Origin of the sequence: Methylomonas sp. ZR1 (assembly GCF_013141865.1) — a bacterium.
Taxonomy (GTDB): Bacteria; Pseudomonadota; Gammaproteobacteria; order Methylococcales; family Methylomonadaceae; genus Methylomonas.
On the sequence record NZ_RCST01000001.1, the window covers coordinates 1,717,174 to 1,732,093 of the forward strand.

At 45.2% G+C, this 14,920-nt stretch carries 13 protein-coding genes and 2 pseudogenes; 12 read left to right on the plus strand and 3 right to left on the minus strand.

Annotation, left to right across the window (positions count from 1 at the left end):
* Window positions 1-6: 6 nt before the first annotated feature.
* Window positions 7-330, minus strand: a complete 324-nt coding sequence (locus DDY07_RS07900) for a rhodanese-like domain-containing protein (protein WP_033156317.1) — start codon at window positions 328-330, stop codon at window positions 7-9.
* A complete protein-coding gene (locus DDY07_RS07905) occupies window positions 321-1,484 on the minus strand; it encodes a pyridoxal phosphate-dependent aminotransferase (RefSeq protein WP_171695483.1) in 1,164 nt (387 codons plus the stop codon). The genes DDY07_RS07900 and DDY07_RS07905 overlap by 10 nt, the downstream gene beginning before the upstream one ends.
* Before the next feature lie 110 nt (window positions 1,485-1,594).
* Between DDY07_RS07905 and dksA the strand changes: the two genes are divergently transcribed.
* The 4 genes from dksA to DDY07_RS07925 are packed head-to-tail and all read left to right on the plus strand — an operon-like array spanning window position 1,595 to window position 5,781.
* Entirely contained in the window at window positions 1,595-2,026 is a 432-nt protein-coding gene (gene dksA / locus DDY07_RS07910) for an RNA polymerase-binding protein DksA (RefSeq protein ID WP_033156319.1), read from the plus strand.
* Between the two features lie 23 nt (window positions 2,027-2,049).
* Window positions 2,050-2,922, plus strand: coding sequence for a tRNA glutamyl-Q(34) synthetase GluQRS (gene gluQRS / locus DDY07_RS07915; protein WP_367650914.1), 873 nt, complete (start codon window positions 2,050-2,052; stop codon window positions 2,920-2,922).
* A gap of 26 nt (window positions 2,923-2,948) precedes the next feature.
* On the plus strand, window positions 2,949-4,889 hold the full coding sequence (gene acs / locus DDY07_RS07920; protein WP_171695484.1) for an acetate--CoA ligase: 1,941 nt from the start codon (window positions 2,949-2,951) through the stop codon (window positions 4,887-4,889).
* Window position 4,890: 1 nt separating this feature from the next.
* Entirely contained in the window at window positions 4,891-5,781 is an 891-nt protein-coding gene (locus tag DDY07_RS07925; RefSeq protein ID WP_367650861.1) for a DMT family transporter, read from the plus strand.
* A gap of 22 nt (window positions 5,782-5,803) precedes the next feature.
* Here the strand turns inward: DDY07_RS07925 and DDY07_RS24040 are convergent.
* Window positions 5,804-6,094 (minus strand): annotated as a pseudogene (locus DDY07_RS24040) (UTP--glucose-1-phosphate uridylyltransferase); the annotation flags it as partial.
* A 269-nt stretch (window positions 6,095-6,363) separates the two neighbouring features.
* Here DDY07_RS24040 and DDY07_RS07935 point away from each other — a divergent pair.
* The 8 genes and pseudogenes from DDY07_RS07935 (at window position 6,364) to DDY07_RS07970 (ending at window position 14,763) form a co-directional block, all read left to right on the plus strand.
* Window positions 6,364-7,398, plus strand: a pseudogene (locus tag DDY07_RS07935) (IS630 family transposase).
* A 157-nt stretch (window positions 7,399-7,555) separates the two neighbouring features.
* Window positions 7,556-9,076 carry a DUF4301 family protein gene (locus DDY07_RS07940; protein ID WP_171695485.1) on the plus strand — a complete coding sequence of 507 codons (1,521 nt, stop codon included), beginning with the start codon at window positions 7,556-7,558 and terminating at the stop codon, window positions 9,074-9,076.
* A 334-nt stretch (window positions 9,077-9,410) separates the two neighbouring features.
* Window positions 9,411-10,730, plus strand: coding sequence for a TolC family outer membrane protein (locus tag DDY07_RS07945; protein WP_171695486.1), 1,320 nt, complete (start codon window positions 9,411-9,413; stop codon window positions 10,728-10,730).
* A gap of 215 nt (window positions 10,731-10,945) precedes the next feature.
* Complete coding sequence (locus tag DDY07_RS07950; protein WP_171695487.1) at window positions 10,946-11,284, plus strand: hypothetical protein; 339 nt, start codon at window positions 10,946-10,948, stop codon at window positions 11,282-11,284.
* A gap of 623 nt (window positions 11,285-11,907) precedes the next feature.
* Window positions 11,908-12,222 (plus strand): hypothetical protein, encoded by a 315-nt coding sequence (locus DDY07_RS07955; RefSeq protein ID WP_171695488.1) that lies wholly within the window; start codon window positions 11,908-11,910, stop codon window positions 12,220-12,222.
* A 314-nt stretch (window positions 12,223-12,536) separates the two neighbouring features.
* Complete coding sequence (locus DDY07_RS07960) at window positions 12,537-12,893, plus strand: hypothetical protein (protein WP_171695489.1); 357 nt, start codon at window positions 12,537-12,539, stop codon at window positions 12,891-12,893.
* Window positions 12,894-12,895: 2 nt separating this feature from the next.
* A complete protein-coding gene (locus DDY07_RS07965) occupies window positions 12,896-13,726 on the plus strand; it encodes a hypothetical protein (protein WP_171695490.1) in 831 nt (276 codons plus the stop codon).
* 2 nt (window positions 13,727-13,728) lie between these two features.
* Window positions 13,729-14,763, plus strand: coding sequence for a hypothetical protein (locus DDY07_RS07970; protein WP_171695491.1), 1,035 nt, complete (start codon window positions 13,729-13,731; stop codon window positions 14,761-14,763).
* Window positions 14,764-14,920 lie beyond the last annotated feature (157 nt).

Below are 14,920 nucleotides of genomic sequence, written 5' to 3' on the forward strand. Positions count from 1 at the left end.
AATTGTTTAGTAACGAGGAACAGACGGATCGCAAATCACGGACCAGGCGTCGATGCCGCCCTTCAAGTTGAACAATCTTTGCAGTCCGGAATGCTGCAAAAAATGGCAGGCTTGCTGGCTACGCATACCGTGATGACAAATCACCACCACGTCTCGGTCAGCCGGCACTTCGTCGAAGCGCGCGGGTATTTGTTGCAGAGGTATTAATACGCTACCGGCTATCTTGGCATAGGCAAACTCGTGGGGCTCCCTAACGTCTAGTAAAAATACCGACGGGTCGTCCTGTAAATGTTGTTTTAGCTGCTCTGGCGTGTATTGGTTTATGGGCATATGAATCTTTCCAGTCTTTGAAGCGCGGCGGCCATTCTATCGATTGAGGCGGTATATGCAAATCGAATGTGCTTGTGAGCCAAATACTGGCCAAAGTCTTTGCCTGGCGTTACCGCCACCCCTTCCTGTTCGAGCAGCTGCTTGGCAAACTCAAAACTATCGTCGGTAAACGCACTGCAATCTGCGTAGATATAAAAGGCCCCTTGTGGTTTGCAGGCAATTTTAAAACCCAGCCGTAACAGGTTGTCGTAAAGAAAATCCCGGCGTTTCTCAAACTCGTCACGGCGGCGATGCAATTCCGCCATATTTTCAGCACTGAAACAGGCTAAAGCCGCGTACTGTGAATGGGTAGGTGTGGAGATAAAAATGTTTTGCGCCAGTTTTTCCACCGCGTCGATAAAATCTTCCGGCACGATCAACCAACCGATACGCCAGCCGGTCATGCCAAAGAACTTGGAAAAGCTGTTGATGATAAATACGTCATCGCTGAACGCCAAAGCGCTGCTGACGGTTTCGCCGTAAACCAAGCCGTGGTAAATCTCGTCCGAGTAAAAACAGCCCCCTAAAGCATGCGTCTGCTGAATCGCAGCGCGTAGCGCATCGTTACCGATGACGGTGCCGGTCGGATTGGAAGGCGAAGCGACTAATACGCCTTTGCTGGCCGGCTGCCAGTGCAGTCGAATCAATTCGGCGTTGAGTTGATAAGCCGTTTCGGCGCCAACATTCACGAACTGAGTCTTACCGTCGAACAATTGCACGAAATTATCGTTACAGGGATAACACGGATCGGCCATCAAGATTTGTTCGCCCGGATTTAAACTAATCCCAAACGCCAGCAAAAACGCGCCGGACGCGCCGGGGGTAATGAAAACCCGTTTCGGATCCAGATTTACTCCATATTGCGCTTGGTAATAATCGGCGATGCTTTGACGCAATTCCGGCAATCCGGCTGCAGCGGTGTACTTGACTTCCCTACCCTGCATGAACGCATTTCCAGCGGCTAATATTGCCGGCGGCGTTTCGAAATCCGGCTCACCGATTTCCATATGAATAATGTCCCGGCCTTCTTGTTCCAGCTGCTTGGCGCGCTGTAATAATTCCATCACATAAAATGAGCTGATGCCGCGCATTCGCTCGGCGACGTGGTGTTTCATGTCCAAATTCCGTTAGTAGAAAGCGCCTTCATAATAACAAACTTCTTGCTTGGCCCCGGCTATTCTGTTAAAAAGCCCCGATTTTTTTATAGACCGCCAGGAGTCATTGGATGAACAATACTAACCCTGCCGCATCGGAATTTACTTTTAAGCCTTATGAGGAAAAAGAAGGCGAAGAGTACATGAACGAGGCGCAGTTGAGCCATTTTTCCGCCATCTTAAATAAATGGAAGTCCGAATTAATGATGGAAGTGGATCGCACCGTCCACCACATGCAGGACGAAGCGGCCAACTTTCCGGATCCCAACGACCGGGCTACGCAGGAATCAGAGTTCAGCCTGGAGCTGCGCACCCGCGACCGCGAACGTAAGCTGATCAAGAAGATCGACGAATCATTGAAGGAAATTGAGTCCGGAAACTACGGCTATTGCGAAACGTGCGGTATCGAGATTGGTATTCGCCGTCTGGAAGCCCGTCCAACTGCTACCCTGTGCATCGATTGCAAGACACTCGATGAAATCAGGGAAAAACAATTGGGTTAACTCTGCCCACAGCAACATCTTATATCGGCCGGTTTGCGCCCTCGCCTACCGGCCCACTTCACCTCGGTTCTCTATACACCGCACTTGCCAGCTATCTGGATGCCCGTCAGCATAAAGGGCTATGGCTGTTACGCATCGACGATCTCGATACGCCGCGCAATATGCCGGGAGCCAGCGACGCGATTCTGAATTGCCTGCAAAGCTTCGGCTTGTATTGGGACAGCGAGGTGGATTATCAAAGCCATCATCTTGAGCAATACGAGCAGGCCATTGTCGAATTGCAAAGCCGGCAGGCACTTTACCCTTGCACCTGTAGCCGCAGCTTATTGGCAAATTCGCCTTTGATTTATCCAGGTTATTGCCGCAAAAACCCGCAATCGACTGATGCGCCACATGCACTACGAGTAAAAACGGCGGAATTTTGTCCGCGCTTTGTTGATGACTTGCAGGGTGAAATCAGCCAAAATCTGGCAGGCCAGCACGGCGATTTTATCGTCAAGCGTAAGGACGGCATCATTGCTTACCAATTAGCTTGTGTTGTTGACGACCAACGGCAAAAGGTCAATCGGGTGGTGAGAGGTTACGATTTATTGGATTCGACCCCTAAACAGCTGTATTTACAGCATTTGCTGGGTTACCCGACGCCGCAATACATGCATATTCCGCTGATTGTCGACCAAGAAGGCCATAAGCTGAGTAAGCAGACCCGAGCGGAAGCCGTCAATCCCAATCAAGCCGGACCAACCTTGTTTCTGCTGCTAACCTTACTCAAGCAAAATCCACCACCCGATTTGCGGCTGGCCGCAATCGACAGTATTCTGGAATGGGCCATCGAACACTGGCAAGCCGAGCGTTTGACGAGCACCCAAGCCGTTTCTGCCTTACAACACAGTTAATAACGTTCAAAGAAGGAGGTTACGTTATGTCAGACCAAAAAATTTATCCGGTTAACCCGCAGATTGCCGCCAACGCGCATATCGACAGTGCCGAGTACCAGCGTCTATATCAGCAGTCGATAAACGAACCGGAAACTTTTTGGGCTGAGCAGGCCGCCGAATTTTTGGACTGGCATCAGCCTTGGCAGCAGGTACTGCAATACGACTACCCCAAGGGCGAAATACAGTGGTTCCTGGGCGGCAAACTCAATGTCACCGTCAACTGTCTGGACCGACACCTGGAAAAACGCGGCGACCAGGTAGCGATCATTTGGGAAGGCGACGACCCTGCGCATGATCGTCAACTGACCTACCGCGAATTACACACCCAAGTTTGCCAATTCGCCAACGTCCTGAAAGCCCATGGCGTACAAAAAGGCGACAGAGTCTGTATCTATCTGCCGATGATCGCGGAAGCGGCGGTAGTTATTTTAGCCTGCGCGCGTATCGGCGCGGTGCATTCCATCGTCTTCGGCGGCTTTTCGGCCGATGCCTTACGTGATCGTGTCATCGACGCCGATTGCCGGGTCTTGATCTGCGCCGACGAGAGCTTTCGCGGCGGCAAAATTGTGCATTCTAAATTGAATGTCGATAAAGCCGCCAAGCAATGCCCCAATTTGCATACCGTGATAGTGATCAAGCATACCGGCCACGACATCCCCTGGACCGCAGGCCGCGATATTGATTATCGCGAAGCGATGCAATCCGCATCGACCGATTGCGAACCGGTGATGATGGACGCCGAAGATCCGTTATTTATCCTGTATACCTCCGGTTCCACCGGCCAACCGAAGGGTGTGCTACACACCACCGGCGGTTATTTGCTGTATGCGGCCATGACCCATAAATACGTGTTCGATTACCAGGAAGGCGATGTTTACTGGTGCACGGCCGACATCGGCTGGATTACCGGCCATTCCTACGTGCTGTACGGGCCATTATGCAATGGCGCCACCAGCTTGATGTTCGAGGGCGTACCGACTTATCCGCATCCCGACCGCTTCTGGCAAGTCATCGACAAACATCAGGTTAATATTTTTTACACCGCGCCAACCGCAATCAGAGCGTTGATGGCCCAGGGCGACGATTTTGTCACCCGCACCAACCGCAGCTCATTACGTATACTTGGCAGCGTTGGCGAACCAATCAATCCGGAAGCCTGGGAATGGTATTATCAGGTAGTTGGTAGTACACGTTGCCCGATCGTAGACACGTGGTGGCAAACCGAAACCGGCGGCATTCTCATCACCCCCTTACCGGGCGCGACGCCGTTAAAACCCGGCTCAGCCACATTGCCGTTTTTCGGCGTAAAGCCGGCGATACTCGATCCGGATGGCAATATCATGGAAGGCGAAGCGGAAGGCGTACTGGTGTTGACCTATCCCTGGCCAGGACAAGCGCGCACCGTTTATGGCGATCATGCGCGCTTTATCGACACTTATTTCGCCAAGTTCCCCGGCTATTATTTCGCCGGTGACGGTGCCCGCCGCGACAAAGACGGCTATTACTGGATTACCGGCCGCATCGACGACGTATTGAACGTCTGCGGCCACCGCTTGGGTACGGCCGAAATCGAAAGCGCGCTGGTGCTGCATGACTTAGTAGCCGAAGCCGCCGTGGTGGGTTTTCCGCATCCGATCAAAGGCCAAGGCATCTATGCGTATGTGACACTGAACGTCGGCATCGAAGGCAACAGCAGCCTGAAAGGCGAGTTGAAAGACTTGGTACGCGAGGAAATCAGCGCTATCGCCCTACCCGATCTGATTCAATGGGCACCCGGCCTACCCAAGACCCGTTCCGGCAAGATCATGCGCCGCATCCTGCGTAAAATCGCCGCCAATGAATTTCACGATCTTGGTGATACCTCAACCTTGGCCGATCCTTCGGTCGTTGAGCAATTGATCGCCAACCGTCTGAAATTGCCTTAAGGTGAAAACACGGCTGGCTTTAGCCTATTTCGGTGTCATTCTGGTCTGGACTACCACACCGCTAGCCATCAAATGGAGCAGCATCGGCGTCAGCTTCGTATTCGGGGCGATGGCAAGAATGAGCACCGGACTGGCTTGCCTGCTGCTGTTATTGTTGCTTTTGCGTCGGCGTTTGCCGCTCAACCGCCCTGCTTTGATCACTTATCTGGCAGTGGCGATACAGCTTTACGGCAGCATGCTGATTACCTATTGGTCCGCTCAATTCGTGCCATCCGGCTGGATCTCGGTAATTTTCGGATTAAGCCCGTTTATGACCGCTTTCATGGCGGCGGCATATTTGCAGGAACGCAGCCTGGGTTGGGGCAAGTTATTCGCTTATTGTTTGGGTATGGGTGGGCTGGTGGTCATGTTCAGCTCGGCACTGGAATTGGATGAACTCGCTCTGCAGGGCTTGATCGGCGTGCTGGTGGCTACCTTCATCCACGCGGCTAGCGCGGTGTGGGTCAAGCAGATTGACGCACGTCTACCGGCTTTGCAATTGGTTACGGGCGGATTGTTAGTCGCGGTACCCTTGTATTTCGGCACCTGGTATTGGTTGGATGGCGGCTTATTGCCGGAAAATATTCCACAGCAAACCCTGTATTCCATTGCTTATCTTGGCGTAATTGCCACCACCCTGGGTTTTGCATTGTATTATTTTGTGTTGGCCAACATGCAAGCCACCAATGTGGCGATGATGAATCTAATGACGCCGATAATGTCCCTGGTGCTGGGTTATAGCGTCAACCAGGAACCGTTGACGATAAAAACCATGGCCGGCACCGCACTGATTATGTGCGCACTATTGATTTACGAAATCGTCAATCGCCGGCAACAACGGAATGGCGGGTAATCGCCACTCCGCCGTCTGCGAACTAAATTTTGCTAACGCGCTGCTGCAGGTACGCGGCAAATTCTGATTTAATTTCCGGGTGCAGCAAACCATACTCAACATTAGCCAACAAGAAACCGAATTTTGATCCGCAATCGTAGCGATTACCTGCAAATTCGTAAGACAGCACTTGCTCGTCTTTCATCAACGCGGCAATCGCATCGGTCAATTGAATTTCGCCGCCTGCGCAACGGCCGGTATTTTCGATTTTTTCAAAAATCGCCGGGATCAGAATATAACGACCAACAACGGCGATGTTAGACGGCGCCACTTCATTTTGTTTAGTTCCAAAGCTGATGCATTGTTACCATATGATTATAATAAAGAGTTATGCCGAACGGTAACTCATACGGGAATCAATCGGGTATCAGTGTTTTATAACGTGGGGACGATTTTGGTAAAGGCTACGGAGTCGGATACCACAACCACAATCCCCACTATGGGCAGATCAATGCCCTGCTTCGCCGGCAAAGAAGATTTCTTTGATCATGGCAGTTACTGCTCTTAAAATAAGTTAAGCCATATTCATGCGATAATACGCGCATGAAATGCAAACGAGATTCCGACGGTCGAGAAATCGACCACCATACCCTGCAAGTGATGCGTCAGCAGGCGGTCAAAGCAGTGAAAAACGGGCAGACCGCTGCCAGCGTAGCGGCAGTCATGGGCGTCAACATCCGCACGGTGTTTCGCTGGCTGTCAGACTTTGCGACCGGCGGTCAAAATGCTTTGCTGGCCAAGAAAATCACCGGTCGCCCACCCCTGGTGACCCCCGACGAAATGCGCTGGATTGCCGAAATGGTGCGGGATAAAACGCCCTGGCAGATGAAACTGGAGTTTGGCTTGTGGACCTTGTCGTTGATCGGCGAAGTCATTTACCGCCAGTTTGGTAAGCGCCTGACCGCGCCAAGCGTGGGTCGGATCATGCGGATTCTCGGCTTTACCCCGCAAAAACCCTTATATCGGGCTTGGCAGCAAGACCCGGTGTTGGTGGAAAAGTGGCAGGCTGACGAGTTTCCAGCCTTGAAGGCAGAAGCTAAACGCACCGGCGCGGTGATTTATTTTGCTGACGAAGCGGGCGTCCGTTCTGACTTTCATGCTGGCACCACCTGGGCGCCGGTCGGGCGAACGCCCGTCGTGAAGTCGACCGGGTGACGCTACGGCTTGAATCTGATCTCGGCGGTCAGTGCGCGGGGCGATTTTCGCTTCATGGTGCAAGAAGGCAACGTCACCGCCGAGGTGTTTGTGGAATTCTTGAAGCGCCTGCTGCGCGGTGCCGAACAGCCGATCATTCTGGTTGTCGACGGGCACCCGATTCACAAGGCCAAGACCGTAAAAACCTTTGTGGAACAGCAGCAAGGCCGGCTGAAATTGGCCTTTTTGCCACCGTATGCGCCGCAATTGAATCCGGATGAACAGGTCTGGGGCTACATCAAGCCGCGTGTCGCCAAGCAGATGCCGGAGAATAAAATTGAATTAAAGAAACTCGTTCAATCGGCCATGCACCGATTACAGAAACTCCCGGATGTCGTGAAATCTTTCTTTAGGCATCCGGAATGTCGATATGCTGGCGAGTGACAATACTTTCTTTATGAGCAGTATCTGCAGGATTGGGTTGCCGCTATTTTCTCATCTGATGATTTGTTCGAGGCACCCAAATGTAGCTGTACTTTTGTCCTATAATTAACTGTGCAGATAAATATTACAAAATTTTCAACATTAAAATTACAATACGATGCTATCAAACAACGATTTACAGCAAATTAGCGAAAAATGTATTTCAGAATCACAAATTGTTTATCAGCTTAAAAGTTTTGAAACGGGTTTCCCGTTTTTGAAAATTATTAATGCTGCATCACCAGATCATGGTATTACGATTGCTTCGGATGCACAAATTAATGATTTGTTGGAAACATGGAATGCTTATTTAAAAAGCGATGCTTCAATACTCAAATTTGTTCCGGCATCGGGTGCGGCTAGTCGTATGTTTAAAGATTTATATGAGTTTTTGGATGCCGATTATGCCGAACCGACAAAACCTGCTGAAATTAAATTTATTACCGAAATTAAAAACTTCGCTTTTTACGATGCTTTGAACGAATGTTGTTTGAAAAATAATAATAAAAGTATTGATGAGCTGATTGAAAATGGAGAGACGAAAGCCATTGTATCTAATTTATTAAACAGTAATGGCTTGAATTATGGTGCTTTGCCTAAAGGCTTACTTTTATTTCACACCTATAACAACGAAAAACGTACTTCGCTACAGGAGCATTTGGTGGAAGGTGGATTGTATGCTTCTAATGCATCGAATGAAGTAAATATTCATTTCACAGTTTCAACTGAACACCGTCAACTGTTTGAAAAACATGTAAATGATACGCTTCCTGAATACGAAAATGTACTGGGTAAAAAATTCAACATCAGTTTCTCAGAACAAAAGCCATCGACTGACACTATAGCTGTCGACGAACAAAATCAACCATTTCGCGAAAATGGAAAATTAGTTTTTCGTCCCGGAGGACATGGCGCTCTTATTGAAAATCTGAACGATTTGAATGCAGATGTGATTTTTATTAAGAATATTGATAATGTGGTTCCTGATTCGCTCAAAAGCCAAACAGTCAAATATAAGAAAGCTATTGCAGGTTTATTGATTAAACTTCAACAAAAAGCGTTTGAAAATCTTCAACTATTGGAGAACGATAACATCTCCATTTCAAGCTTACATGAAATTGCACTGTTTTGCGAAAAGCAACTTAATAACATTCACCCTGAAATTAACAAATTGAATGAAAGTGAATTAAAACAGTACCTAAAATCAAAACTGAATCGTCCGATTAGGGTTTGTGGTATGGTTAAAAATACCGGAGAGCCTGGTGGCGGTCCTTTTCTTACTGTAAATGCAGATGGAACCGTATCTACTCAAATTCTCGAAAGCTCGCAAATTGATTTATCAAATCCTGCTGAAAAAGCTAAAATGATGAATTCAACACATTTTAATCCTGTTGATTTGGTATGTGGAGTGAAAAACTATAAAGGCGAAAAATTTAATCTTTTACATTATGTCGACAACCAAACCGGATTTATTTCATCGAAATCCAAGGGTGGTAAAGAATTGAAAGCTTTAGAGTTGCCCGGACTTTGGAATGGAGCCATGAGCGATTGGAATACAATTTTTGTTGAAGTTCCTATCGAAACATTTAATCCGGTAAAAACAGTGAACGATTTGCTTCGTCCTGAACATCAAAAATAAGATAATTTGTTTCCAATTAAAATTATTGAATCATATTTATTCAAAAGGTTTATCACATTATTTGTAATGAGCTTTGTTATCTGCATACTTATTTTTCTCGATGCAGTTTCTTTGGAAACATGGCGAATTTAAAAGTGAAGTGCGCGATCTTTCTTTAACCTGCAGTTGCTATTTTCTACTCCGTATAGGTTAGGATGATCAGTTCCTTAAGGTTTTACTTTGACGAGCGGATGATGTGTGCCTAACCTTATGGCAAAATTAAATAAGCACTGTAAGGTCTTTGTTTTAGGCGATAATGTAAGTTTATTCCCAACTCTCAGCACGAGATATAGCAATGATAAGACTGTTATGCACCTTTTTGGTAGCATTGATACCGGTAAAACTGGCTTTTAGTCAGGATTTGCTGGAAACCTATCAGCTAGCGAAAGCCAATGACCCGGAATTTAAAAGCTCGGATATCAATAAGCTCGCTACCGCCGAGATCAAGTCGCAAAGCATCGCGCAGATGTTGCCGAATCTTTCCTTTAGCGCCAACAGCAGCCGCAATCGCCTGGAAAGTACCAGCTTTCTGGGAACCACCTTGCAGCATTACTGGGACAGCAAATTCGGTATCAATTTAAAACAACCGGTGTTTCATTGGGAACATTGGGTGCAGCTCGATCAAGCCGATAACAAAATTGCTCAGGCGGAAGCACAATTCCAGGCTAAACAACAAAGCCTGATCCGCAGAACCGCCGAGGCTTATTTCAACATTCTGGCCGCGCAAGACAATCTGGAATTTGCCAACTCGGAAAAAAAAGCCATCGAAAAACAATTGGAACAGGCCAAACAGCGGTTCGATGTCGGCATCATCGCCATTACCGATGTTTACGAAGCCCAAGCCGGCTATGACAGGGCTCTGGCCAGCGAGATCGAAGCACAAAACCTTTTGGATAATAGCAAAGAAGCCTTGCGGGAAATCATTGGTGAGAATGCCGCCGAACTAAACAGCTTACAAGCGCAAATCCCGCTTAGCCCACCAGCACCCGAGGATTTGGCGTCCTGGTCGAATACGGCTGAGAACAATAATTTCTCTATCGTCGCACAAATTAATCAAGCCGAATACGTCCGCAAAAACGTCGAGTTACAACAATCCAAACATCTGCCCACCCTCGACATCGTCGCGCAATACAGCGAAATGGACACCGGCAACCGCTACGGTTTACGCGGCGACAATGAAAGTTTCGGATTGCAACTGAACCTGCCTTTATACGAAGGCGGCGGCACCTCTTCCCGTAGCCGCCAAGCGGCCTACGAGTATGAAGCCGCCAAGGAAGATTTGACTAAAGTAAAACGCAGCATCAATCGCGGCGTTAAAGACGCATTTCGCGGCGTGGTTTCCAGCATCAGCCGGGTTAAAGCGCTAGACGCCACCAGCAAATCCGCCGAAATGGCCGTGGAAGCCGCTGAAGCCGGCTTTGAAGTAGGCACCCGCACCATGGTGGACGTACTCACCGAGCAACGTAATTTATATAAAGCCAAGAGCGATTACGCCAGAAGCCGCTACGACTATCTGATCAACGGTATCAAACTCAAGGAAGCGGCCGGCAGCCTGAATGAGCAGGATCTGGAACAGATCAATCAATATCTGCAGGGAACATTGAGTAAGAACTAGCCTACCCATTGAGTGCTCGAGGCCGCTCGTTAACATTACCGGTTTCGCCGCTCGCCAATGCCGGGCGTTATTGGCACAACCATGTGCTGACCATGTAGGTTTCGGCTATAACCGGTAAATGTTCTGGCTGAGGATGCTGTGAGTTTCCAAACCTTTGCTATAGCGGGAAAGATACGCTTTACTTCGTTTACCGCATCCTCAACGGCTGAGGCCGCATGCAGCCAAGATCCGGCGGCAAGCAGCCCGCCGTAACCTTAATCGATTCATGCAAGCCTCGGAATCATCCCGTCATCGCTTTTAGCCTTGCGCGCAAGCCTTTTAAGCTCGCGCACGAGACTTTTCGCTATCGTCGCAAGGCTTTTTGGGTTGCGCGCAATTCTAAAAGCCTTGCGGACTCACTTAAAAGTTTTGCGGGCAACACAAAATCATTTGTTCGCCGGGCAAAACGCCTAGCGTGCAAGGCTATTAAGCTTGCGCACAAGCTATTTTGCTATCCTCGCAATGCTTTTGGGTTTGCCCGCAACCCACCAAGCCTTGCAGGCAAAGCAAATTGATTTACTCGCCCGGCAAAATGCCTTGCGCGCAAGGCGTTTTGGTTTGCACGCAAGAGAATTTGGCTTTCGCGACTAGCAAAATGCGATTCTCGTTTGGCTCCAAGGCTTACTAACGGGGAACAGCTAACCACCCCTGCGGAAAATATGGCATCTGTTCGGGAATTAGATATAGTCGATCACGTTATTTGTGGTGGGGTTTGACGGCCATCGGCCAAAAGCCGCCAAACGATACAAAAACGCCAATCGCAAATGTCCACTCAAAAGCAGACGTAGAGTTTTGTAAGTTTACGAACCGTGCCAATCGCGAAAGATGCGCTTCACGTTGTTCGACGCATTCTGCGGCCCTCCCCTGTTAGATGCATTAGATTTGTAAGGAGTCAAATCCTATGCCAGAATTACTGAAAACACGCGCGAACGTAAGATTAGCGAAGCTAGAAGTATATTTGGTTGTCGAACATTGTTTGCCTACGCTTTGTGCTGTCGCAAATTTACAGATGGTTAAGTAGCCTGCTGCAATCGTGCATTAACGTTATCTCGTCATTGACTGAAGTCAATGACGCTGATCCAAGTATTAAATACCTATACTTGAACCTTATTTGGAATCTTATTTGTGGGAGTTAGGCATGATTAAAGCAGAACAACTAGGAGAGAAGAGTGTTTTGTTTGGGATAATTTCAGCACTAATATATACTGCAAAACAAACCTATGGCGGGATAGTAAAAGATGCTGGACAAGAAACTGCGGTACTTGCAACAACAGTAATTATTCTTTCAATAATCAGCCTAGAATTTAAATTGTATGAAACTAGAAAAAGCATCAATAAAAGTCCGATAAGTATATTAATTTTTTTATTTTTATATCATTTGGTTGCAGCTTTCATGCGTTCTATAGCAGCAAGATTACAAGCTCACAATATTCTGAAGAGAAAAACTCTTTAATTTCGAGGTTTTCAAGTTTAAAAGGCGCAGCAATCAGTAGTTTTGAAAAAGAAAAAAAGGAAAAAAAACTCGAAATAAGCCAAATAGAACAAAAAAAACAGGCACTGTTAACGGAGCTAAGGACTGGGTTCGGTAATGAGGCAAGAAAAATCACAAAAGACTTAGAAAAAAAATACGGAATTGCTTTTACAAATGAGGATAAAAATTCGCTCGGAGATGTAGGAAAAAGAATAGATGATTATATTTCTAAAAATTATTCAGACATCCAATTTTATCAGGACTCGATTAAAAACATTGAAACTAACATTAAAGGCTTGGAAAATGAAAACGCGAGCAGCGAATCAATAAAAAACTTTATCTTGCAATATAACGCAGTTGGAAATGGCCTTAAGAATATTTTCCAAAATTTTAACTTTGAAAACTATTTGTCAGATATTGATAGAATTGGGACTGTTTCTTACACGCTAGCAACAGTTGCCAACCAAAGCAAACTTAGTGATGTCAACTATAGTTTATTAGTGACAACGATACTTGAGTTTTCTCCGATTATTTTAATATTCGTCAGTACGTCTGGTGCTACCACAAGGTCTCGGTCTGTTTTTCGTCCACCAAATCCTTCAGACAATGACGAACTCAGTGTATTAATAGACACAAAAGAACTAAAGGAATAAAAATGTTCGGTAAAAATTATTTTCTGGAAAACAACTCAAACGCTTTGCTTTTATTTGGTGTTTCTGGCGCAGGAAAGACATGTTTTATTACTGCATTGATGAAATATCTTTACAATAAAAATGCACTTTTAATTGATAGCGAGCATGATAAAGATGGGGCGAAACACTTCTACAACCTTATTAAAGAGTGGTCAAATAACAAACTTCCGTCAATTACACCCACAGATCAACTTAGAGGTATTAATTTTGCCATAACAAAGAATAACAGTTTGGCAAAATATAGGATCTTTGATTTATCCGGCGAAAGCATAGCTTCAATTGAACGAAATTTTAATTCCACAATTGAAAGCCTTGTTAATAACAATGAAACATCAGTGACTGTATTTATATTTATTGATCCAACCAAGCCCAGTTTAGATCAGGATCTTCTGCTTCATCAACTCTATCTCAGACTTGTAAATCATTATAACTACAACTTTAATAATGTTGCACTTGTTTTAACAAAATCTGATACTTTAAATCCCAATATCAAGTCCAAGCCACTTTCCAGCTACATTGAAAAAGATTTTACAGGCACCTTTAATTGGATAAACAAAAATGTCGCCAATAAGAATTTTTTCATTTTTAGCATTGGTGAGCAAGACTCTGGTGACAATAAGTTCATAATTAATCAAGATAATAAATATTGTGAAGATGTGGTGGATTGGCTATTTTCACACTCATTAAAAGAAAATCAAAGCCTAGAAGTCAAAAGCATAAAAAGTGTCGCAAGTTTCTTCCTAAAAAACAAAAAAATTATTTCTGAAGTTTTTGAATTAATTATAAAAAAATGACAATGCGTAGCAATGTTTTTGTTTTTACGTTTGGTTTTTTGGAAGTTTTCGGCCTAAAAATCTTTGAAGAAAAGCATATTTTTAATGCGGCTGCAGATATTAACAATGGTACTTTAATAAGCCATTTATGGCCGGACAGCAAATTAAAAATATTAGAAAATGGTGCTCTTGTTAGATTTAAGAGCATTGTAATTAATAATATGGAATACAGGACCATAACTTATTACAAATTTTGCAAGGATAGCGATAATAGGGATGCGTTTTTCGGTTGCGGGATAGCATATATAAGAGATAAATTCACCATTGACGTCCGTCGCTGTATATTGCAGCTGAATTCCATTAATACTTCTTTGTCGAATCAATTAAATCAACAGCTTTTTTTTGAAAGAGAGCCTATAAGTAGAACAGATATTCTTGATGAATTAATGTCCATTGTTAATAGCCAAAAAACTTTAGAAACAAGAAGTTATTCTAACGAAGCGATATTGCTCGACATTGAGGGAGACAGTGAAAATAGAAATATATTCAATGAACTTGATTTGCTAAATTATTTTTCATCTTGTAGTCAAGAAATTTATTTAGCCTTAAAAAACATTGAATATAAATATCAAAATAGTTCAATAGAGGAGCTTAAAGAGCTTTTAAAAAATACTGGCAAAAAATTAGATACTTCAGAACCTGGGCATCAAGAAGATAAATATAGATCAAGATCCAACAATATAATTCCAAAGATCAGATCATTAAAACAGCGCTTATCAATCAACCTAATTCTCAATTTAATTATTTTCGCAATTGGTCTGTTGAGCGCGCTGATTTTTTTAAACACAATTGAAATTAAAAAAGAAATAAGTAACATTTGCGCACCCCAAAATTCTGACAAAAAAGCAGAAGAGCCGCCCAATGATATTAATAACAATCCCTTTAATCAACCTAAATTAAGCGGTATTTCAGATCTCAAAGTTAAGCGAGCAAAATTAATCAACGACTTAAATGAAATAAATGAACAGATTAATAATCTAACAAATAATTCAAATTAATGCATTATAGTCAGGGCCGTAGGGTGGATAAGCGAAGCGCCATCCCCCATAGGAACGCAAACAGGTGGATGGCGCTTCCCTTATCCACCCAACAATTTTTATTATTTGAATGGCTGATTTAAATTTTAAACCGACATTCAAGATAAATACACGAACT